General features: G+C 69.7%; 18 protein-coding genes. 7 read left to right on the plus strand and 11 right to left on the minus strand.

The features are described from left to right. Positions 1-68: 68 nt before the first annotated feature. Positions 69-959, plus strand: coding sequence for a glycoside hydrolase family 16 protein (locus VGL30_RS01430; protein WP_331536051.1), 891 nt, complete (start codon positions 69-71; stop codon positions 957-959). A 70-nt stretch (positions 960-1,029) separates the two neighbouring features. On the opposite strand, the gene VGL30_RS01435 is transcribed toward VGL30_RS01430, so the two are convergent. The 5 genes from VGL30_RS01435 to VGL30_RS01455 form a co-directional block, all read right to left on the minus strand. Continuing rightward, a complete protein-coding gene (locus VGL30_RS01435) occupies positions 1,030-1,935 on the minus strand; it encodes a glycosyltransferase family 2 protein (protein ID WP_331536015.1) in 906 nt (301 codons plus the stop codon). Then, on the minus strand, positions 1,932-2,717 hold the full coding sequence (locus VGL30_RS01440; RefSeq protein ID WP_331536017.1) for a polysaccharide deacetylase family protein: 786 nt from the start codon (positions 2,715-2,717) through the stop codon (positions 1,932-1,934). The genes VGL30_RS01435 and VGL30_RS01440 overlap by 4 nt, the downstream gene beginning before the upstream one ends. A gap of 283 nt (positions 2,718-3,000) precedes the next feature. Continuing rightward, positions 3,001-4,365, minus strand: a complete 1,365-nt coding sequence (locus tag VGL30_RS01445; RefSeq protein ID WP_331536019.1) for a family 16 glycosylhydrolase — start codon at positions 4,363-4,365, stop codon at positions 3,001-3,003. A 326-nt stretch (positions 4,366-4,691) separates the two neighbouring features. Continuing rightward, complete coding sequence (locus tag VGL30_RS01450) at positions 4,692-5,465, minus strand: metallophosphoesterase family protein (RefSeq protein ID WP_331536021.1); 774 nt, start codon at positions 5,463-5,465, stop codon at positions 4,692-4,694. Then, complete coding sequence (locus VGL30_RS01455) at positions 5,462-6,136, minus strand: hypothetical protein (protein ID WP_331536023.1); 675 nt, start codon at positions 6,134-6,136, stop codon at positions 5,462-5,464. Before VGL30_RS01455 ends, VGL30_RS01450 begins: the two co-directional genes overlap by 4 nt. 424 nt (positions 6,137-6,560) lie before the next feature. On the opposite strand from VGL30_RS01455, the gene VGL30_RS01460 reads away from it, so the two are divergent. From VGL30_RS01460 to VGL30_RS01480, 5 genes are all read left to right on the plus strand, one after another. Beyond that, positions 6,561-7,241 carry a zinc-binding dehydrogenase gene (locus VGL30_RS01460; protein WP_331536025.1) on the plus strand — a complete coding sequence of 227 codons (681 nt, stop codon included), beginning with the start codon at positions 6,561-6,563 and terminating at the stop codon, positions 7,239-7,241. Positions 7,242-7,395: 154 nt separating this feature from the next. Continuing rightward, on the plus strand, positions 7,396-9,441 hold the full coding sequence (locus tag VGL30_RS01465; protein ID WP_331536027.1) for an FUSC family protein: 2,046 nt from the start codon (positions 7,396-7,398) through the stop codon (positions 9,439-9,441). Beyond that, positions 9,438-9,662 (plus strand): DUF1656 domain-containing protein, encoded by a 225-nt coding sequence (locus VGL30_RS01470; RefSeq protein ID WP_331536029.1) that lies wholly within the window; start codon positions 9,438-9,440, stop codon positions 9,660-9,662. The genes VGL30_RS01465 and VGL30_RS01470 overlap by 4 nt, the downstream gene beginning before the upstream one ends. After that, positions 9,659-10,558 carry an HlyD family secretion protein gene (locus VGL30_RS01475; RefSeq protein WP_331536031.1) on the plus strand — a complete coding sequence of 300 codons (900 nt, stop codon included), beginning with the start codon at positions 9,659-9,661 and terminating at the stop codon, positions 10,556-10,558. The genes VGL30_RS01470 and VGL30_RS01475 overlap by 4 nt, the downstream gene beginning before the upstream one ends. After that, positions 10,555-12,036, plus strand: a complete 1,482-nt coding sequence (locus tag VGL30_RS01480) for an efflux transporter outer membrane subunit (RefSeq protein WP_331536033.1) — start codon at positions 10,555-10,557, stop codon at positions 12,034-12,036. The genes VGL30_RS01475 and VGL30_RS01480 overlap by 4 nt, the downstream gene beginning before the upstream one ends. 21 nt (positions 12,037-12,057) lie before the next feature. Here the strand turns inward: VGL30_RS01480 and VGL30_RS01485 are convergent, their stop codons facing one another. The 3 genes from VGL30_RS01485 to VGL30_RS01495 form a co-directional block, all read right to left on the minus strand. Then, positions 12,058-13,503 (minus strand): MFS transporter, encoded by a 1,446-nt coding sequence (locus VGL30_RS01485; RefSeq protein WP_331536035.1) that lies wholly within the window; start codon positions 13,501-13,503, stop codon positions 12,058-12,060. A gap of 28 nt (positions 13,504-13,531) precedes the next feature. Continuing rightward, a complete protein-coding gene (locus VGL30_RS01490) occupies positions 13,532-14,296 on the minus strand; it encodes a glucose 1-dehydrogenase (RefSeq protein ID WP_331536037.1) in 765 nt (254 codons plus the stop codon). 115 nt (positions 14,297-14,411) lie between these two features. Then, positions 14,412-14,708, minus strand: a complete 297-nt coding sequence (locus VGL30_RS01495) for a hypothetical protein (protein WP_331536039.1) — start codon at positions 14,706-14,708, stop codon at positions 14,412-14,414. 199 nt (positions 14,709-14,907) lie between these two features. On the opposite strand from VGL30_RS01495, the gene VGL30_RS01500 reads away from it, so the two are divergent. Continuing rightward, on the plus strand, positions 14,908-16,116 hold the full coding sequence (locus VGL30_RS01500; RefSeq protein WP_331536041.1) for a cyclopropane-fatty-acyl-phospholipid synthase family protein: 1,209 nt from the start codon (positions 14,908-14,910) through the stop codon (positions 16,114-16,116). A gap of 29 nt (positions 16,117-16,145) precedes the next feature. Here VGL30_RS01500 and VGL30_RS01505 read toward each other — a convergent pair whose 3' ends face one another. From VGL30_RS01505 to VGL30_RS01515, 3 genes are all read right to left on the minus strand, one after another. Then, on the minus strand, positions 16,146-17,111 hold the full coding sequence (locus VGL30_RS01505) for a hypothetical protein (RefSeq protein WP_331536043.1): 966 nt from the start codon (positions 17,109-17,111) through the stop codon (positions 16,146-16,148). 159 nt (positions 17,112-17,270) lie between these two features. Beyond that, positions 17,271-17,960, minus strand: coding sequence for a ParA family protein (locus VGL30_RS01510; protein WP_331536045.1), 690 nt, complete (start codon positions 17,958-17,960; stop codon positions 17,271-17,273). 307 nt (positions 17,961-18,267) lie between these two features. Beyond that, the gene (locus VGL30_RS01515) at positions 18,268-20,223 is read right to left on the minus strand and encodes a M1 family metallopeptidase (RefSeq protein WP_331536047.1); all 1,956 of its coding nucleotides are present in this window, start codon (positions 20,221-20,223) and stop codon (positions 18,268-18,270) included. Between the last annotated feature and the right edge of the window lie 135 nt (positions 20,224-20,358).

Consider the following 20,358-nt stretch of genomic DNA (forward strand, 5'->3'; position numbering starts at 1 on the left):
CGAAGCGGTGATCACCCCGCCCGTAACTGGCTTGGCGTCTTCCCCCCCGGCGATCTGACGGCGTGGACATGTCGCCGGGCGGGGTGAACCGAAGGCAGATCCTGGGCGCCGCGGCGACGCCTCTGGCGGCATCGCTCGCCGCAGCGCCCCTGGCCGCCTCGTTCGCCGAGAACCGCTCCGGCGTGCCCGGGCTGAGGCTTTCCTTCCAGGAGCGCTTTGCCGAGCCGGTCAGCTTCTACGACCCCGTCACGCGGGCCGGCCGGTGGAAGACGAACTACTGGTTCGGAGACCAGAGCGACCAATCGAGCCGCTCGTTGCCGGACGAGCGGCAGATCTACGTCGACAGATCCTACTGCGGCATAAGTCCGTTTGTTCCGGCCAAGGGGGGGCTGAGGATCTTGGCCGACAAGAACCGGCGGCCAGATGACGCCCGACTTTTCAGCCCATACACCGGCCGGGTGAAGCCCTTCGCCTATACGTCGGGCCTGCTCACGACCGAGACCTCGTTCCGGCAGCGGTACGGCTACTTCGAAGCGACGATGGCTTTTCCCCAGGTCCGGGGCTGCTGGCCGGCCTTCTGGCTCCTCGGCCCGCCCCACACCGACCACGCTGGCGATGAACTGGACGTCGTCGAATGGGTGGCGTCAAACCCACGCCGGCTGTTTTTGAGCGCCCACATCGGAGGGAAGGGCCAATCGACCTGGGTCGACGGTTTTGAGACGCGCGCGCCCGTTGCGTACGGGCTGCTGTGGACCCGGGACAAGCTCAAGTGGTTCGTGAACGGAAAGCAGGTGCATGAGCGGCCCAATCCCGGAATTCACCAACCGATGTACATGCTGCTCAATCTCGCCATCGGCGGCTGGGACGGCAATTTGCCGGAGGACCCCGGCGGGTTTCCCGCAGCTCTGCTTATCACTTCCGTCGAAGCCTATGCGCTGCGAGACGGGGGCGCCGGCTAGCAGGCGGCCGGCGCGCGAGCATTGTCCGGGCCTGCGGGTGACGGACTCTGCTGAAGCCCGGTCACACGCACTAGGCGCCGCGGGCTCGGAAAAGATAGGACATCGCCAGGCGGTGAAGACTGGGCCGCAGCGTCTCGCGATAGACCGCGAAGATTGTGAAGGCCACCAGCGCAAGCTGCCGCGGCGCCTTCAGCCCCACGATTCGCGCATAATCTTTGTAGTACTTCGAGAAAAAGTAGCGCGTGTGTTGAACCGACCAATATATCCGCGGCCACAACCCAGTCCTCTGTCCTCCAGTGGTCACGAGGGAGCGAGGAAGATGCATCGAATGAACATCATTGGTCACATATATCAGATGACCATCGAGGAATAGGCGCATCTGGTAATCACTTTCCTCGCGATATCCGTTTCCTCTTAGATAATGTGGGTCGAACGGTGTGCGAAGCAAGTATTCACGCTTCGTAAGGATAATAGAATGGGTGAAAGGTAGCGTGATGTCGCCCTCATAGGCGGCGCCATTGACCAACTCGGCGATGAGGTAATTAAAGGGTTTGGTTTTGCGCAAACCGGATCCGAACCTCTTTATTGCCGCTTCTGGCGTCTCTCCATCCATCATGTAGACGTTTCGTCCCGATACTGCGCCGGCGCCATACGCCTCGAGCTTCTGCAAGCAGGTATTGGCGTACCCTAACTCCAGATATTCATCGTCATCGCAGAACAGGATATTCTCGTTCACCGCATTCATGACCCCTATGTTCCGCGAGGCCGCTGCGCCCTTGCGCACCTCGTTGCGGATGAGCTTGGTCGAGATTTCTGGGTGAAGCTTGGCGATCGCTTCGATCACCGCGGGGGTCTCATCGTCCCCGGCGTCGGAGACGAAGATGATTTCGCTGATCCCCGCCTGCAGGTAATAGCTGGAGATCACCAGCCTTAGCGTGTGGGCGCGGTTTCGCGTCGGAACAATGAGGGTGATCATCCTGGCGATCCTGCCTCAACTCCGGTTTCCAAAGACTTGCAAAGGGTCCGGAAGGTGGTGAAACGATAGCCGCGGCGCCGCAAAGACCGAATGGCCCTCTTCACCTTCGAAAATCCCCACGGATAGAAATCGCGGCTGTGCAGGTTCAGCACCACGACGGGGTCGTCGCGTGACGTCAGCCCCGAGAGCGAATAGTCGTAGGCGATCCGCTGAACAGGACTGTCGCGGTTCAGGAAACTCCGATCCCAGACCCGCATGCCTAAAAAGCGGTGCGCTTCCAGGAGGCGGAGCGTTTCCACGCGGTCATCTCCGAAGGGGCTGCTGTAGGTGGTGAGCGTCGCGCCGAGGCGCTCCAGGGCCAAGGCCAGAGATTTTCGCAAGTCATCCTCCGTCAACGGGCCGTGACGATAGCCGTGCAAGGCGAGCTCGTGCCCATCAGCAAGGATTCGACGAAAGAGCGGAAGGTATAGATCGCACGAATCCGGATCGTCCAGGAGTTCGAATATGGCGAAGAAGGTGGCGGGGACCTCCTCACGGCGCAGAAATTCAAAGATGTTTTCCTTGGGAGCGACGAGGGAAAGCGCCGAATAATATAACGCGGCGCCAAGCCGCAATGAGCCTTTGAAAATGTTGTGATTCAACAGGCGTAAGGCTGTTGGGGACAGCCTGCAGCGACCCGTGAAAAACAGCCAGGCGAAAATCGATGCGCCTTCGGCATCGGTGCCGCCGTAAGACGGCTCGAATTCCGGCTCGTCAAAGCTTACGACTGCAATACGATCCATATTTCCGCCCTGAGGACAGAGTGGTCGTCGTCAGTTGCGCCTAAGGGCGACCTCACCGATGCATCGTCCACAGTGTCAGCTATCGTCGACTCGACTGGCGCGATCCTCCCCGACTGACCGCATTGCGTATTCACATTATCGACGTCACCCGCCCCTGCAAACAAGAAGCGTGAATCTTGCCCCAGGCTACACGCAATCCGGGTGTCGCGGTGAACGTTGCGAAGCGCCTCGAGCGACCCGCTGTCCGGCGTGGAGTAGGCGCCGCCGCCCCGCGGTGAGCGCCTCAGGCTTCGAAGATCCAGGCGCCGGTGAGGCTGGCCATGGAGACGCCCACGAGGATCATCTGGCCGCCGCCGTCCATGTTGATCACCGTGTCGGCCCCGACCTGCGCGACGGTGTAGGTGGTCCCCGAGTCCAGTTGCACCCGGTCCCCCTCGGCCGGGTTGAAGTCGGTCACCCGGTCGATGCCGGCGTCGCCGGAGGTATGGAAGGTGTCCGCCCCCGTCCCGCCGATGAGGGTGTCGTTCCCGCGGTCGCCGGAGAGCCAGTCGTTCCCGGCCTGGCCCAGCAGCACGTCGTCGCCCTGGCCGCCGCGAATCAGGTCGTTGCCGTCGCCGCCGTCGCACCAGTCGTTTCCCAGGTTGCCGTAGACGATGTCGTCGCCCTGGTCGCCGCTCAGCAGGTCCTGGTCCTTGCCGCCCACCACCCAGTCGTCGCCCGCGCCTCCGGAAACGGTGTCGTCGCCCGTGTTGCCGTTGATGTCGTCGAAGCCGGGGCCGCCGGTGAGCCGGTCGTCGCCGGCGCCGCCGCGGATGTACGCGCCGGAGCCGTCGTCCGAGATGACGTCGTTCGCATCGGCGCCGATGAGCTGCCGCATGCCCTCGGCGGGCGCCGCTACCGGAGCGCCGTCGAGGCTGTAGGCGCGGATGTAGTCGATCTTCATCTCGGCGGGGAAGGCGGCCGGATTGGGTGCGCCGGCCCAGCTGCCGCCGACCGCGAAGTTGGCCAGGATGTACATCGGCTTGTTCATTGCCGCAGGGGTGTCGGTGGAACTTACCGCCGCGCCGTCCACGTACCAGGTGATGGTTTGCGGCGACCAGAGCACCCCGAAGGTGTGGAAGCCGACGGTGAGATCGGGAATGACGGTGTTGAAGCCGACGCCGTCGCCCCCGGCGGGCGTGTGGACCGTGGTGTACACGCGATTTTCGACGTTGACCGTCTCGACGATGTCGAGTTCGCTCGAGTAGCTGCCATCCTCGGGCAGCAGCCAGAAGGCCGGGAACACGCCCTGGCCCGCCGGCAGATCGGCGCGCATCTCGAAGTAGCCGTATGTCTGGGCGAACGCTCCTTTGGTGGTGATCAGGCCGGAGGTGTAGTCATGGTTCCACAGGGCGGCCTTCGCCCAGTCGGGGGTTTGCGCCGCCGTGATCGTTAGCACGCCGTTGTCGATCGAGAAGGGGCTGATCCCAAGGGCCGCCAGAGCCGATCCGCCGAAACCCGGATCGACGTAGACCTCCGCCTCGCCGGAAATGGTGTGCGCCGAGAGGGTCGAATATCGGTCCCAGTCGTAGGCGGTCGCCCAACCGCTGGCCACGCCCTGGGTCTGGAGCCGCAGGCTGTCGAACTCGTCGGCGAAGGTCAAAGGCATCGGCGCAGCTCGGTGCAGGCGTCGGGATGGCCATTCCATCCAGCGACGCTGTGACCGTCGCTTCTCGCGCCGATCCCGTTAAGAATCGGTGTCCATTAACCATCTTGGAAGCAGAGGCTTTTGCATGAAAGCAGACTCGCGTCACAGGGTATAAGTATATGCGACCTTTTGACCCGGTCAGGCTGCCGAGGGGCGCTTGGCGCCGTAATGAAGGCGCCGCTTCTCAAGGGAAACCGAAGTGCTCGCGTCCTTGCGTCAGCGGCCCGGTTCCCCGGCTGGGGCTCACATCCCTTGCGGCTCGGGGCGCCGTGGACCGCGGCGCTTATTCAAGAGCTGACGGATGACCGAGCGGACCAGGCCTGGAGCTCGGGAACCTGCAGAACGACACGTTCTCCGGCGTCTCGCAGCATTATCGCCGTGAGGACGCCCGTTACATAGGCTCCAGTGTCGACGCCGAGGCGGTGTTCATGGAGCTGGGGGCGCTCGTCCAGCCAGGTGTGTCCATGGACAATCACCTTCTCGTGCGGACCGGGCGCCTCGAGGAATCCCTGGCGGATCCACAGCAGATCGTCCTCGGACTGGCGGGCCAGCGGCTTTCCTGGGCGGATGCCGGCGTGGACGAAAGCGTAGTCGCCGATTACCACCATCGGCTGCAATTGCTGCAGCAGCCGGAGGTGGGCGGCAGGCATCCGCTCCAGGAGATCGTCGCGAACGCGGGCATAGGCGCCGGCGCCTTCCTCCGATCCAGGCGGCCGCACGCCATAGGCGGCGATCGTTTCTGCCCCGCCATACGGCAGCCAGTTCGCGCCAGTTTCCGGCTGGTCCAGGAAGGCCAGCAGGGCCTGCTCGTGATTGCCCTTCAGGAGGTGGAGCTCGATTTCCCGCCGCCCGCGGAGCCAGACGAGCGCCTCCAGCACCTTGGCGGATTGCGGGCCTCTGTCCACGTAATCGCCCAGGAAGACCAGGATCGGGCGCTGACGGCAGTCGCGCTCGGCGTAGTCCGCCGCGATGCGGGCGAGGAGCGCCCTCAGCAGGTCATAACAGCCGTGCACATCCCCGATGGCGTAAACGACTTCACCATCCGTGCCGTGCGCCTTCATGAGCGGACGCCTTGTCGCAGCCGCGTGAGCTCCCGGGTCATTTGCCTGTAGGCGCCGATGGTCCGCTCGGGGTCGCTGTTGGCGCCGCGGCGCAGGCCCGCCCACCGGTCGCGGTAGCTCGCGAGCATGCTGTGCGGAACTCCGGCGGCGGCGGCCTGGACGTAGGCCCTGCGCAGCCGCCGGTCTGCAGCGAGCACCATGGGATAGGCGCACCTGGCCCTCGCCGCGCCGGCCAGACGTCCGCAGCGGGAGGCCGATTTCCGGGCCTGGCCGAAGCGGGCGCCGGCGGGGCGGCCCGTCCCCCCGACCCTCTGAACCGGCGCCGCCTTCACGTGCCTGGGTTGGGCCGCCGCAGCCGGCGGAGGCTCGGCGGTCAGCGCGACGACGGGCGGCTTGGCCATCGCGTCCTGCAGGGGGGAGGCGGCGATCGCGCGGCTCGTCGGCGGGCTCCCGGGAGCCGCCGGGCGGTTGGCGTACACGACGCCGATGGCCACGCCAGCCAACCCTGCGGCTACGAGGGCGCCGGCGCCCGCGAGCGGAAGCTTGTCGCGCAGGCGGGGCGCAGGCGGACGACGGTTCACCTGTGCGGGGCCGGGCGAGGACGCAGGCTCTGCGAAGGGTGGGAAGATGGCCTCGAGATCGGCCGCGACGCCACGGACGGACTCCGGCATCGGCGCCGGGTCCAGGCGCGTATTCCAATCCGGACCATGATGCATCAACCGTCCGCCTTTGCGGCTACCCCGACGAAGAGTTCGATATCCCTAGAATGGCTACCGCAGCGCTTCGATCCATACCCGCGTCGAGATAGCTTTCGCCGATCAACCGGCGGCGGTTATTGAGCTTCGGTGCGCTGACAAAGCTTGGCAGATGCAGCCTGCACGGCCGAACGGCGTTTTCTGCGAGCGGCCGCCATGTTTCTCTCTGCGTGAAGGTCATCGCGCCTCCCCCGAACGAGCCCTCAATCCAGTGTGGGGAGGCGCGATCTTTCGACCGGGCCGCCTGACGCGGCGGCAATGGCCGGAAAAGGGGCATTTACGACCTCCCAACCGACGAAGGCGGCCCCTAGCTTCTCCGTGCGATCCTCGGAGAGGAAAGATGTCCCGGACCGAAGTCAGCTACCTGGCCGCCGAGGCCGTCAGCCCCGGCAAAATCGAGCTGACCCGCAAGCCTTTGGTCGATCCGCAACCAGGCCATGTCCGCATCTGTGTCGGGGCCTGCGGCGTCTGCCACACCGACGCGGCGACGGTCGAGGGCGTGTTGCCGATCGCCTGGCCGCGGGCGCCGGGACACGAGGCGGCGGGCGTGATCGACAGGCTCGGCGCGGGGTTTCTGGGTGGAAGCTGCGGGCGTTGCGGGCCGGACAGGGAGGCGCTGGCGCGAAAGCTCGGCGCACACCATTACATCGACAGCGTGTCCACCGATCCGGGCCAGGCGCTGCAGGAATTGGGCGGGGCCGCATTGGTGATCGCGACCGCGTCCGGCGGCAAGGCGACCGCGCAGGTGGTGAAGGGGCTGCGCCCGCGCGGCAAGGTCATCGCGCTCGGCGTCACGGATCCGATCGAGGTCTCGACGTTCGACCCGCTTTTCGGCGCCCGCTCGATCGAAGGGGCGCTGACCGGAAATCCCGCCACAGGCGACGCGGCTCTGAAGTTCAGCGTGCTCACCGGGGTCGCCGCCATGATCGAGACCATGCCTCTCGAGCAGGCGCCCGAGGCCTACGCCAGGATGATGGCGGGCAAGGTCAGGTTCCGCATGGTTCTGACCATGCAATCCTGAACCTCCGAGCGCATGTAGACCAACAACTCTCAAGGCCAACCATGACCGGCGTCCATCTGCCGACCTCCTTCGTCTGGCCGGCCCGCTTCCGCGATGAGGCTGCGGGCCTGCCATGGGGTCGGCCCCCGTCGCGGCGCGTCGTGGGCTGAGAGCGATGCCGCCGCGCACACCGGGCCTGATCTTCGCGCTGAACAGCTTCGCCGCCGCGATGCTGGCCTTCTACATCGCCTGCGCCGTCGGCCTGCCGCGGCCTTATTGGGCGCTTCTCACGGTCTACATCACCAGCCAGCCGCTCTCCGGCGCAGTCCGCTCCAAGGCGATCTACCGCATATTCGGGACGCTGCTGGGCGCGGCGGTCGCCGTCATGGTCACGCCGGCCCTGGTGAACAGCCCAGCCCTGCTGTCGCTGGCGCTCTGCAGCTGGACGGGCCTCTGCATCTACCTTTCGTTGCTCGACCGCACGCCCCGCAGCTACGTCTTCCTGCTCGCCGGCTACACCGCCGTGATCGTGGCCGTTCCCACGGTCGGACAACCGGAGACGGTGTTTGCCGTCGCCGTCGCACGGGTCGAGGAGATCGTCCTCGGCGTGCTTTGCACGGCGCTCACCCACAGCCTGTTCTTCCCGCAGAGCGTGGGGGAGGCGCTGCGGCGACGCGTCCAGGGCTGGCTGCGGGACGCCCGCACCTGGGCGGAGGAGATCTTCGCGGGACGCCAGGACGACGCGAAGAACCTGGCGCGCCGCAAGCTGCTCGCCGATATCGCCGACATTCGGATCCTCTCCACCCATCTGCCCTTCGACACCTCGCACCTGGCCGTGACGCGGCGGCTGATCTACGCCATCCAGGACCGGATGGGGCTGGCGCCCCCGCTCGCGGTCGCCATCGCGGATCGCCTGGCGGTGCTGCAGGCCGAAGCCGCCGCCTCGCCGGAGCTCCAGGACGTGCTGGCGCGGACGGCCCATTGGATCGGCGACCCGGACGGATCGCGCGCCGGGGGCGCGGCGCTGACGGACGCGTTGCGCACGTTCGATCCGCCGCTGGGGGCGCAGGCCGCCTGGCGGGACCTGGTCCTCGGCAACCTGGTCGATCGGGCCGTCGAACTGGTGCGCGTCGTCCAGGAGCTGCGCGACCTGCGCCATGCGGTGGAGTCCGAGTCGCCATCGATCCCCCGCCTGGACGACCCGGAGGTCAGGCGGCCGGGCGCGACCCTGCACAGCGATCCCGTACTGGCGCTGCTGGCCGCGGCGCCGGTGATGCTGGCGATGCTCGCCGCCTGCGCCCTGTGGATCGCCACCGGCTGGCCGGACGGCGGCCTCGCGGTGATCGGGATCGGGGTGTTCGGCAGCATCCTCGCCGCGCAGGAGAATCCGGTCCCGGCCTTCACCGTCTTCCTCAGATGGAGTCTGGTCGCCCTGGCGGTGGTGTGCCTCTATGAATTCGCCATCCTGCCGCGAGTGGACGGTTTCGTGCTGTTGGCGCTGGTCCTGGCGCCGGCGTTCATCGTCAGCGGCTACTTCATGACCCGCCCGACCACCGCGCTGCCGGCGCTCGTCGTCGTGCTGACCCTGTGCAACAGCCTGGCGCTCACGGACCGCTACACGGCCGATTTCGCCGGCTTCCTCAACGCCTCGTTCGCGCTTCTGTTCGGGATCGCCGCCGGGCTGCTGGCCAACCGCCTGCTGCGCACGGTCAGCGCCGCCTGGCTCGCCCGCCGCGTGCTGTGCGCCGGCTGGCGTGAGCTGGCCGCCCTGGCGGGCGCCGAGGTTCCGCCGGACCGGGCCAGTCTCGTGGCCCGGATGGTCGATCGGGTCGGCCTGCTTACCGGCCGGCTCGCCCTGACGCCGGTGCGCGACGACCGCAGCGCCTCCGAGGCTCTGAGCGAGGTCCGCGGCGCCCTCAACCTGCAGCAGCTCCAGACCGCCGTGGCGGCCCTCGGGGAAGGCGAGGCCCCCGCGCGGCGCCTGCTGGCGGAGATCGGCCGAGGATATCGCGCCCTCAGCCGTAGCGGAGGACTGGAGCACCTGGGTGCGCCGCCCGAGCTGGCGGCTTCCGCCCTGGCGGACCTCGACCGGGCGCTTGGCGCCGCGGCCGACGGATCGCCGGTGGACCTTCGCCGTCGCGCCGGCGCCCATGCCCTGGTCAGCCTGCGGCGAAGCCTGTTTCCGCAGGCGCCGCCTTATGTTCAGGGGAGCTCCGCATGATCGGCGAGTTCGACCTTCTCGGGATCTTCATCCCGGCCATCCTGGCCTATGCGCTCCTCGCCCTGGCGCTGACAGCGTTGCTGCGGCGGCTGCTGACCCTGGCCGGGCTGTATCGCTTCGTCTGGCACCCGGCGCTGTTCGACTTCGCCCTAACGGTGACGCTCTGGGGGCTTGTTTGCGCGATCGCCGCATCGGCCAACCTGGTGGAGCGCTGGTCATGACGCGGCCGCCGCGCTGGATCCGGATCGCCGTCACCGCGCTGCTGGTGCTCGCCGCCGTCGTGGCCGCGCGCGCGATCTGGGTCCGCTACGAGCTCGAGCCCTGGACGCGCGACGGGCGCGTGCGCGCCGATGTCGTCGCGGTGGCGCCGGACGTCGCGGGTTTCGTCACCGAGGTCCACGTGCGCGACAATCAGCTGGTCCGTCGCGGCGATCTGCTGTTCGTGCTCGATGCGGCCCGCTCGGCAGTCGCGCTGCAGCAGGCGGGCGCCGCCGTCGATGGGGCGCGCGCCGCCCTGGCCGAGGCCGAACGCGAAGCGCACCGCAACGACAAGTTGCCGGACCTCATTTCCGCGGAGACCCGCGACCAGAGCCGGGCGAGGGTCGAACAGGGCCGCGCAACGCTGGAGCAGGCGGTCGCCAACCGTGCGGCGGCGGCGCTGAATCTGCAGCGCGCCAGGATCTATGCGCCCGTCAACGGCGCGGTGACCAACCTGGACCTGCGTCCCGGCGGCTACTTCACGATCGGCCGTCCGGCGCTGGCGCTGGTGGACGCCGACAGCGTGCACGTCGACGGCTATTTCGAGGAGACCAAGCTGCCGCGCATCCGGGTCGGAGACAGGGTTAGCATCCGCCTCATGGGCGAGGCTCGGGTGTTGCATGGCCACGTGGACAGCATCGCCGGGGCGATCGCCGACCGCGAGCGGGCGACGGACGGCGTCCTCGTGGCCAATATCAACCCCACCTTCAGCTGGGTGCGGCTGGCCCAGCGCGTGCCGGTGCGCGTCGCGCTCGACGGGACTCCCGGCCCGATCCGGCTGATCGCGGGACGCACGGCGACGGTCACCGTCCTGACGCCGCACGGATCGCCGCGTCCCTGGTGGGACCTGCGGCCGTGACGCGGGGGGCGGCGCTCGTCGGGGCGCTCGGCGCCCTCGCCTTGGCCGGTTGCACGGCCGTCGGGCCGGACTACGCCGGTCCGCCGGCGGGCGCGGTCGCCAGAACCGCGGCGGCGGCCGGACCGTTCGTGGGCGGCGAACCGGTTTTTTCGCGTGCGGACGCCCCGGCGGACTGGTGGCGGCTGTATCAGGACCCGCGCCTGGACGACCTGATCCGCCAGGCGTTCGCCGCCAACACCGACCTGCGGGTGGCGGCGGCGAACCTGGAGCGCAGCCAGGCGCTACTCCGCGAGGCGAGGGTCGCACGCCAGCCCGGCGTGGCGCTGAGGGCCGGCGCGGGCTATGCGGAGATGTCCGGCGAAGCCCACCTGATCGGCCGGCCGCTGCCGCCCAATTTCGCTTATGACGCCAGCTTCGACGTTTCCTACGAGGTCGACCTGTTCGGCCGGCTGCGCCGCGGCGTCGAGGCCGCCTCGGCGCAGGATGAGGCGGTCCAGGCGGCCTATGACCTCGTCAGGGTCACCGTCGCGGCCGATGTGGCGCGCGCCTATGCGGACGCCTGCGGCGCGGGGGCCGAACTGGCCGTCGCCCGCCGCTCGCTGGCGCTGCAGGCGCAGAGCGCCCAGGCGACGCGCCGGTTGAGGCAGGCCGGCCGCGCCACCGATCTCGACGTGGCCCGGACGAGCGTCCAGGTCGCCCAGCTGCAGGCGGCCCTGCCGACGTTCCGCGCCGCACAGCGCAACGCGCTGTTTCGCCTGGCCGCCCTGACCGGCGCGCCGCCGGCGGCCTATCCCCCTGACGTCGAGGGCTGCGCCGTCCCGCCGCGTCTCGATGCGCCGCTCCCGGTGGGGAACGGGGCGGGCCTCCTGCGCCGGCGGCCGGACATCCGCGCGGCGGAGCGGGAGATCGCCGCCGCCACCGCCCGCGTCGGGGTGGCTACGGCCGACCTATATCCCGCCGTGCGGCTCGATCTGTCGGCGATCTCCACGGGATTGCTGGCCGATGCGCTTTCGCCGGCGACGAACGGCTACCGCCTGATCCCCGGCCTGAGCTGGCGACTCAACCGGAACGCGGCCCGGGCGCGCATCGCCGGCGCCAACGCCGACGTGACCGCCCGCGTCGCCCGCTTCGACGGCGTGGTGCTGAACGCGTTGCGCGAGACGGAAAGCGCGCTGAACACCTACGCCGAGGACTCGCAGCGCGAGGCGGCCCTTGAGACGGCCCGCCGGCAGGCCGGGATCGCGGCCGGCCATGCGGAGCGGCTCTATCGGGCCGGCAAGACCGACTTCCTGTCCCTGCTCGACGCGCAACGCTCGCAGGCCTCGGCCGAGTCGGTCTTGGCGGCGGCGTGGCGCCAGCTCTCCGATGACCAGGTGGCGGTCTTCCTGGCGCTCGGCGGCGGCTGGGAGAGCGCCGCATCCGCCCGCCCGGCGCGCGTTCCGCCGCCGCCCGGCGCCTTGGCCGCGCCACCTCTGTGAGCGGCTGGAGTTCTCGAGAAATCAATCCGACGCCGGGGAACTCCACCGGGCGCTCTCGGCGACGGCGCGCCGCATCGGTCCCATCGCGAATATGAAAGCCAGGATCGCGAGCGGAATCATCAGCGCTGCATTGAGCGCCACGGCCCAGCCCACCTTCGCGTCGCTGCGGAACAGATAGGTCGTCAGCGCGCCCACCATTGTCGGTCCCAGGCCGCCGCCGACGAGGTTGAACACGAAGAGATACGCCGATGAGACCTGGCCGCGATAATTGTTGGGCGTCACCAGCTGCAGGGCGGCCGGGGCGGTTCCGGCGTAGCCGGTGGCGGCCGCGAACAACGCGGAGAACACGATGAATACATCCAGCCGGTTGGCGGTCATCGCCACCGCCAGCGCGAGCAGCTCGACCGCGCCGGAAACGACGAAATACCGCAGGTGGGCGTCGGTTCGCCCGCGTGCGAACAGCCGGTCGGCGACATAGCCCGACAACAAGCCGCCGGCGATGCCCGGGAGGATGGTGACGGTCGCGAGGATGCCGACGACCTGGCTGATCGGCATGTCGAAGTGTCGGACCAGATAGGTCGGCGCCCACGCCTGGGAGCCGCTGCTGGCGGCGCTCAACAGGCCGAAGCCGAGGAAGTGACCGGTGAAGAACCGCCAGTGGGAGCGCATGAACAGCAAGGTGTCGCGCAGCGAACTGCGGCCCTGCAGCCGCTCACGGCGCGGCGGATCGGCCATGGTCCAGATCAGAAGCGCCAGCAGCAGCCCGGGCAGTCCGGCGATCAGCATCACCACGCGCCAGGTCTGCAGGTGGCCCAGCACCGGAACCGTCATCCCGTGCGCCGGCAGCGACGCGATGAGGAACCCGCCGAGCAGCAGCGAGGCCCCCGTACCGAGATAGGCGCCCATCCCGAACACCGAGATCGCCAGCGACAGGCGCCGTTTGGGAAAGGTGTCGCTGAGTATGGAATAGGCGGCCGGATTCAACGCCGCCTCTCCTGCGCCGACCCCGAACCGCGCGCCCATTATCTGAATGAAGTTGTGCGCCAGGCCGCAGCTCGCCGTCGCCAGCGACCAGATGGTCACGCCCAGGTACGCCATCCCGCGCCGCGAGAACCGGTCGATCAGCCAACCGAAGCCCAGGCCGAAGGTGACGTAGAATAGCGAAAAGACGACTCCCTGCAGCACCCCCATCTCGAAATCACTGATCCGCAGGTCCGCTCGGATATTGGACACAAGCAGGGCCAGGACCTGCCGGTCCAAAAGCGACAGCGTATAGAGTACGGTGAGCACCCCCACCGACCACCAGGCCCGCAACGGAGTGGGATAGCCTTGCCGGGACCGATCCGCCTCGGCGACCGACGCCGTCTCTTCCGCATTCGCTTCAGGCGCCGTCACAACCCGCCCTCGGCGGTGGGGGCCTTGGCCGTCGGGGCGATGACCGGGGCCGACATGTTCGACCCGCAGCATCGGGAGACCGAGGCCGTGGCGGCCGGCCTCAAAGCCCGAAACCGCCGGTGGCCTGGATGGTGACGCCGGTGAGCCAACGCGCGTCTTCGGAGGCCAGGAACACCGCCACGTCGGCGATGTCGTTGGGCTGGCCCAGACGGCCGAGCGGCGTGCGGTTGAGGTAATCCTCGCGCCGCCCGGGCTCCTGCTGGCGGGTCTTGGCCAGGTCGGTCTCCACCGCGCCCGGCGAGATCCCGTTGACGGTGATGCCGCGCTTGCCGGCGTCGCGGGCCAGCAGGGCGGTCAGCACGTTGAGCCCCGCCTTGGCCGGCGTATAGACCGGCACGTCCGGATAGGCCCGGTGTGCGCCCAGGGAGGAGATGTTGATCACCCGCCCGTAGTCGCGCATCCGGCGCAGGCCGGACTGGATGACGAAGAACGGCCCCTTGAGGTTGATGGCCATCAGCTTGTCGTACTCGTCCTCGGTCACGGCGTCGAACGACCTGGAGATGCTCCCGTGGGCGGCGTTGTTGACCACGATGTCGAGATAGTGCTGCGCGCCGTCGCTCCAGGCGGCGTCGAGCGCGGCGAACATGGCGGCGATGTCCGCCGTGCGACCGACATCGGCCTGGATCGCCAGCGCCTGCCCGCCGCCAGCGACGATGCCCGCCGCCACCGCCTCAGCCGCCTCGCGGTCGGCGCGATAGACGATGGCCACGCGGGCGCCTTCCTCGGCGAACCGCCCCACGATGGCCTTGCCGATGCCCCGCCCGCCGCCGGTCACCAGCGCCGTCTTGCCGTTCAGCCGTCCCATGCGGTCCCCTCCCAGCGCCCCGCCGGACGCCTGTCTTGCCGCAATCAAATGCGCTGCCGAATGGACATGCAAGACCGGTATTGTGGTCGAAGCTTCGGCGGTCAGCCCGCTTGGGTCATTCCGACGGGGTGTAGACCGGGGCGGCGTCGAGGTAGGTCCATGTGTCGGCGCCGTCGAAGTGGCGGATCTTGACCCTGGACCAGTCCACCTCGTCGATCATGCGGGCGTTGACGGCCATGTGCGGCTGGGCGGCGCTGAGGCTCTGCCAGTGGGTGACGCAGCCGCACTTGCGGCAGCGGTGGAAGGCCATCATCCGCTCGCCCCAGACGTAGGGCTGGGTGGAGCCCACCTTGTCGACGCGGACCTGGCTCGGCGGGTAATAGGCCCAGCGCGCGCCGACCCTGCGGCACATGGAGCAATTGCACTCCGTGACCTCCGTCGGGGGCTGCGGCACCGTTATGATCACGGCGCCGCAATGGCATCTGACCTGCGTCATGGTCTCCTCCCGCCCACGACCTTCTGTCGGGAAAGTGCGCGCTATCCCAGGCGCGGAGTCAACCTGCGCCGGATAGGCCTGGGCGAGGGCGGGGTTCGGCGGCTAAATTGCCCGGATGATCGACTCTCTGCTGGGCCGGATGATCAAGACCGGCGACCTTACGGTGCGCCTGGCGGGCGGGCGCACGCACCGGGCGGGCGACGGGACCGGACCCCCGGTGGTGATTCGCTTGAGCCGGCGTGGCCTGCGTCGCATCGCGGCCCAGCCCAGCGTCGCGCTGGGCGAGGCCTATATGGACGGCGACCTGGTGATCGAGCAGGGGAACCTGTGGGATCTGCTGGAGATGGCGGGACGCAGCGGGGCGCGGTCGCCGAAGGGGCGGGACGCCTGGCCCAAGCGGCTGCGCAAGGCGGTGCTGCGGCGGCTGCAGCAGGCGAACCACCGCGCCGCGTCGCGGCGCAACGTGGCGCACCACTACGACATCTCCAACGATCTCTACCGGCGATTCCTGGACGCCGATATGCAGTACTCCTGCGCCTATTTTCCGCGGCCGGGCATGACGCTGGACGAGGCGCAGGCGGCCAAGAAGGCGCATATCGCCGCCAAGCTGGACCTGGCGCCGGGGCTGCGGGTGCTGGACATCGGCTCCGGCTGGGGCGGCATGGCGCTGACGCTGGCGGGCGAGCACGGGGCGCAGGTGACGGGGGTGACCTTGTCGACCGAACAGCTGGCGCTGGCGCAGGAGCGGGCGGCCAAGGCGGGGCTGGCGGAGCGGGCGCGCTTCGAGCTCAAGGACTACCGCGACCTGAACGGGCCCTTCGACCGCATCGTCTCGGTGGGGATGCTGGAGCATGTGGGCGCGCCCAACCTGCGGGCCTATTTCGAGACCGTGAAGCGGCTGCTCACCGACGACGGGGTGGCGGTGATCCACACCATCGCGCGGATGACGCCGCCGTCGCTGACCAACGGCTTCACCCGCAAGTACATCTTCCCCGGCGGCTACGTCCCGGCGCTGTCGGAGCTGACGGCGGCGGTGGAGGACGCCGGCCTGTGGATCGCCGACATCGAGATCCTGCGCATCCATTACGCCGAGACCCTGCGCCACTGGCGGGCGCGGTTCATGGCCGACCCGGAAATCCCCGACCTCTACGAGGCGCGCTTCCGGCGGATGTGGGAATACTACCTCGCCTCGGCGGAGCTGGGCTTCCGCTACGGGACGCAGATGGTGGCGCAGGTGCAGCTCTGCAAACGGGTCGACGCCCTGCCGATCAGCCGCGACTACATCCATGAGCGGGAGATCGCGAAGGCGGCGGCGGCGGCGTAGGAGCGGGACTCGCCCCGGCTGTCGCCCTCCTAGTCACCGGTCGTCGCTGCGAACGCATCCGGTCGCCGCCTGGGCATCGGCGTCTCGGGATCGTTGAGGATGGCGTTGTCGGCCGGCGGGATCCGGCTCACCGACCTGGACTTGCGCGGGACGGAAGCACGGGCTGCGGCGCGGCGCGGCGGCGCCTCGGCGACCTTCGCCCGGACGGGCTCGGGGCCGGGCGCCGTCACGGCGGCGGCGGGGACCGCAGCGTCGGCGGCGGGCGCCGGCGCGGTCTCGGGCGGCTGGGCGGGTGTGGGGCGCAGCAAGGCTTCCGCGGCGGGTTCGGCCCCCTGGGGCCGCGCGGCGACGACGGCCTCCATGAGGACGGGCCGGGCGCCTATGGCCGGTCCCGGTGCGGCGGCCTGAGGTGGCAGGGCGGACGGGCCGGCCGGCGGCTGCAGCACGGCGAAGACGATGGCGAGGACCATGATCGCCGCAGCGCCTGCGCCTGTGTAGAGCAGAGTGCGGTCGGGGATCCGCCGGCCGGCGGGCTGGGCTTCGACCGGTGCTGCGACCGGGTCCGCCGGTGCAGGCCTGGGCGTCGGCGGGGCCGGGTGACCGGCGGCTGGCGGAAAGGTGAACCCGGGCTCAGGGTCCAGGGCCTGGGCGACGGCCGCCTGCGTCTGCGCTGGCGTCAACTCGGCGGCGTGCGGGATCTGCGCCGGCGCGGCGGGCGGCGGCCGGCTGGCGCCGAAGCGGGCGCCGCCCATGGGAAGGGCCGACCCCGTCAGGACGCCGCCCCGGGTCGGCCGCGGCGGCAGGGCCCTGGCGGCGGCAGGAGAGGGCGCCGGCTGGGCCGTCTGCGGCTGGACGGGCTGGGGGACCGGCTGCAGCCCCGGCGCGGCGCGGGGCGCGGGCGGCGGCGTCAGGCTGATCGGCCCAGGCTGGGACAGGCCCCAGGGGTTGCGGCGGGCGAAGGGGTTGGTCTCGGCGTCCTTGCTCTCGGGCGGCATGCGAATCTCCCGCGCCGGCGCGAAGGCGACGCGTCACTGAAGTCGTGCGGGCGCCGGCAAGAACGCGCAAGGCCCTTTGCGCATCGCGTTAACCATGAACTTGGTCGGATAATTGACCGAAGCAGGGCGGCGCAGTCGCGTCTGACGCCCCCTCGCGCCTCAGACCGCCGCAACCGGGGCGCGGGCCTCGCCCAGAAGCTCCAGCACCGCGTCGAGGTAGCTGGCGGCGTTGGCGCGGGCGGAGGCCAGGCCGTGGGAGCCGTGGCGTTCCAGCGACTCGAAGCCGCCGCCGATGTCGAATAGGGTGCGGAAGGCCTCCTTCTCGATCAGGGCGGTGGGCAACAGGTCGATGCCGCAGGCGCGCAGCTGCGCGACGACCTGCTTGATGGAGCGCGGACGCACGGCGGCGGGCACGCGGGTGAGCAGGGCGCGGTGCAGCAGGTCGCGGCCCTGGCGGCGGCCGAACTGGGTGACCATCTCGGCGGCCTTGATCGCCTGGATCGCTTCGAGCTGCGACGCGGCGAGCGGGGTGAGGACCAGGTCGAGCCGCAGCGCGGTGAAGACCATGGCCCCGCGGATCGAGCCCTCGGTGTCCAGGATGATCCAGTCCGGCTGCTTGCGCTGGGCCTCGCGCAGGGCGTCGCGCATGTCCTGGGGCGTCGGGGCGGGGTGGACGCTGATCCGGGCCGGGCAGTCGGGCAGGGAGGCCCAGTGGACCAGCGGCTTGTTGGGGTCGGAATCGATCATCGCCACCCGCAGCCCCTTGCCGCTCAAGCCGAGGGCGAGCAGCAGGGCCGCGGTGGTCTTCCCGGCCCCGCCTTTGGGGCTGACGAATGCGACAGTCGGCAATCCGGAACCTCTATTCCACGCCAAAGCGCGCGGGCCTGCGCCCGGAAAGGTACATTTACATGGCGCCGTGCAACAGGCGTGCCGTCCGCGTCAAGGCGTCCCGGGGGCGCGGAGCCTAAAGCTTGCCCGCTAACATATTGATTTCGGACAGCGGCGCGTTCGACAGCGATCGCAGTTCTCCAAACCCGCGATCTTCCCTCTCCCCGGGACGTCGTCATGAGGCCGTCCTGCACCTCGGTGGATCCTCGGCATTCCGCGCTTCGCACTGCAGCCGAGGATGACCCTCATGAGGGAGGGCAGGATCCGCTCAACCCGGGTTCGACGCCAGCCAGCGGTCGATGTCGGGGAGGCGTTTTTCGATGACCTCGGCGCGGAAGCGGATGGCGGAGGCGGCCTTGTCGGCCTCGCCGCGGTCCGAAGCCGGCAGGGTCGCGGCGAAGGCCTCGATGCGCCGGGCGGCGGCGCGGCGGCGCGAGGGGGCGGCGAGCTCGGTGAGGAAGCTGACGCGGGAGACTGGCTCCAGGCTCGCCTCCACCTGGGCGCGGTGGGCCAGCGCGAAATCGAAGGCGCGGTCGGGGTGGTTACGCGACACCGAGCGGATCAGGGCCGGCGTGACCGTGGCGGGCGGCTCGCGGGAGAGGGCGAGCTTCAGCGCCCGCTCCGCAAGGGCGGGATCGCGGGCGGCGCCCAGCAGGCGGTAAAGCCGCGACTTGTCGGTGGGATCGCGGGCGGCGACGGCCAGGGCGTGGAGCTGGTCCCAGGCGGCGGCGTCCGCCCGGTCCGCGACGATGGCCAGCACCGTCTCGCGGTCGGAGCCCGTGAGGCCGGCGGGATCGGCGCGGTAGGCGGTGAAGCGGCGGCCGGCCTCGGCCAGGACAGCCGGGTCGCCGAAGACGCCCATGGCCTTGAGGACCGCGGCACGGGTGACGACGGCGTTGTCCGGCTCGCCTGGCCGGGCGTTCCAGCCCAGGCGCACCTGGATTGGGCGCAGGCGGGCCAGCGCATAGGCGCGGAAGGCGGCGTGGCCGGGGAGGCCGTCGTAATAGTCGTCGAGGGCGCGGAGCTGGTCGGCCAGCGCCGCCAGCACCACGGGATCGGCGTCGGGACCGATGCGGCGGGCTATGTCCAGGACGTCGGCGACGGGGACGACGCCGGCCTCGCCCAGCGCGCGGCCGTCGTAGAGCAGGCCGAGCTGGTCGGCGGCCGGGAGCGTCGCGAAGCGCGCCATCAGCGGCGCCCACAGCGCCGGGGCGTAGGCGGTGCGGAAGTAGCCGACCTGGCCGGCGTTGACGACGGCGCCGGGGACCAAGGCAAGCCCGGGCTCGGCGCGGCCGCCCGCCACCATCACCCGGACGGTCGGGCCGCCCGGCGGCTGGATCACCACGGGCGTGCGCCAGGTGCGCGGGGCAGCGTCGCCCTCGGCGGCGAAACGGCCCTGGGCCAGGCGCAAGGCGCCGTCCGCCGCCTCGGCGCGGATCAGGGGCACGCCGGCCTGGCGGGTGAAGTCGTCGGCGATCCCGGCGACAGGGCGGGCGGCGCCCTCGTCCAGGGCGGCCCAGAGGTCGGCGGTGACGGTGTTCCGGTAGGCGTGGCGGGCGATGTAGCGGCGCACCCCGTCGCGGAAGGCGTCTTCGCCCACATAGGCCTCCAACATGCGGATCACCGCCTGGCCCTTCTGGTAGGTGATGGTGTCGAAGGCGTTGCCGGCGGCGAGCACGTCGGGGATCGGGGTTATCACCGGGTGGGCGCCGGTGCGGGCGTCGAGCGCCATGGCGCGCTGCTGGCCCTCGGCGGTCTGCAGCCAGAGGTTCCACTCGGGATGGAAGTGGTCGGTGGCCTTGTTCTCCATCCAGGATGCGAAGCCCTCGTTCAGCCAGAGGTCGTCCCACCAGGCCATGGTCACCAGGTCGCCGAACCACTGGTGCGCCTCTTCGTGCGCGATGATGCTGTCCGTGCCGACGCGCATCGCCAGCGACGCGTGATCGCCCAGCAGCAGCCGCTCTTCGCGGAAGGTGATCAAGCCCGCGTTCTCCATGGCGCCCGCGCCGAAGCTCGGCACCGCCAGCAGGTCGAGCTTCGAATACGGATAGGCGCGCCCGAAGTAGCGCTCCAGCTCGACCAGCTCGCCGCGAGCCGCGGCCAGTGCCAGGGCCCCGAGGCCGGCCTTGCCCGCGTCCGCGAGCAGGCGCACCGGCAGCGCGCCGGCGGGCCCGCTACGCACGTCGAAAGCCCCGACCGCGATCGCCACCAGATACGTAGGCAATGGCGGCGACTCCTCGAACTCGAAACGGACCAGGCCACCACTCTCGCTGCGACGTACCTCGCGCGTGTTGGTAACCGCGAGTAGTCCTTGCGGCGCCGACACCGCGACCGCGAATGGGGTCTTGTACCCGGGTTC

The organism is Phenylobacterium sp., assembly GCF_036502675.1.
In the GTDB taxonomy this organism is placed as follows: domain Bacteria; phylum Pseudomonadota; class Alphaproteobacteria; order Caulobacterales; family Caulobacteraceae; genus Phenylobacterium.

Coding starts and splice junctions, on each gene's coding strand:
- VGL30_RS01430 (WP_331536051.1), top strand. CDS start 69: ATGTCGCCGGGCGGGGTGAACCGAAGGCAGATCCTGGGCGCCGCGGCG.
- VGL30_RS01435 (WP_331536015.1), bottom strand. CDS start 1,935: ATGATCACCCTCATTGTTCCGACGCGAAACCGCGCCCACACGCTAAGG.
- VGL30_RS01440 (WP_331536017.1), bottom strand. CDS start 2,717: ATGGATCGTATTGCAGTCGTAAGCTTTGACGAGCCGGAATTCGAGCCG.
- VGL30_RS01445 (WP_331536019.1), bottom strand. CDS start 4,365: ATGCCTTTGACCTTCGCCGACGAGTTCGACAGCCTGCGGCTCCAGACC.
- VGL30_RS01450 (WP_331536021.1), bottom strand. CDS start 5,465: ATGAAGGCGCACGGCACGGATGGTGAAGTCGTTTACGCCATCGGGGAT.
- VGL30_RS01455 (WP_331536023.1), bottom strand. CDS start 6,136: ATGCCGGAGTCCGTCCGTGGCGTCGCGGCCGATCTCGAGGCCATCTTC.
- VGL30_RS01460 (WP_331536025.1), top strand. CDS start 6,561: ATGTCCCGGACCGAAGTCAGCTACCTGGCCGCCGAGGCCGTCAGCCCC.
- VGL30_RS01465 (WP_331536027.1), top strand. CDS start 7,396: ATGCCGCCGCGCACACCGGGCCTGATCTTCGCGCTGAACAGCTTCGCC.
- VGL30_RS01470 (WP_331536029.1), top strand. CDS start 9,438: ATGATCGGCGAGTTCGACCTTCTCGGGATCTTCATCCCGGCCATCCTG.
- VGL30_RS01475 (WP_331536031.1), top strand. CDS start 9,659: ATGACGCGGCCGCCGCGCTGGATCCGGATCGCCGTCACCGCGCTGCTG.
- VGL30_RS01485 (WP_331536035.1), bottom strand. CDS start 13,503: ATGCTGCGGGTCGAACATGTCGGCCCCGGTCATCGCCCCGACGGCCAA.
- VGL30_RS01490 (WP_331536037.1), bottom strand. CDS start 14,296: ATGGGACGGCTGAACGGCAAGACGGCGCTGGTGACCGGCGGCGGGCGG.
- VGL30_RS01495 (WP_331536039.1), bottom strand. CDS start 14,708: ATGTGCCGCAGGGTCGGCGCGCGCTGGGCCTATTACCCGCCGAGCCAG.
- VGL30_RS01500 (WP_331536041.1), top strand. CDS start 14,908: ATGATCGACTCTCTGCTGGGCCGGATGATCAAGACCGGCGACCTTACG.
- VGL30_RS01505 (WP_331536043.1), bottom strand. CDS start 17,111: ATGCCGCCCGAGAGCAAGGACGCCGAGACCAACCCCTTCGCCCGCCGC.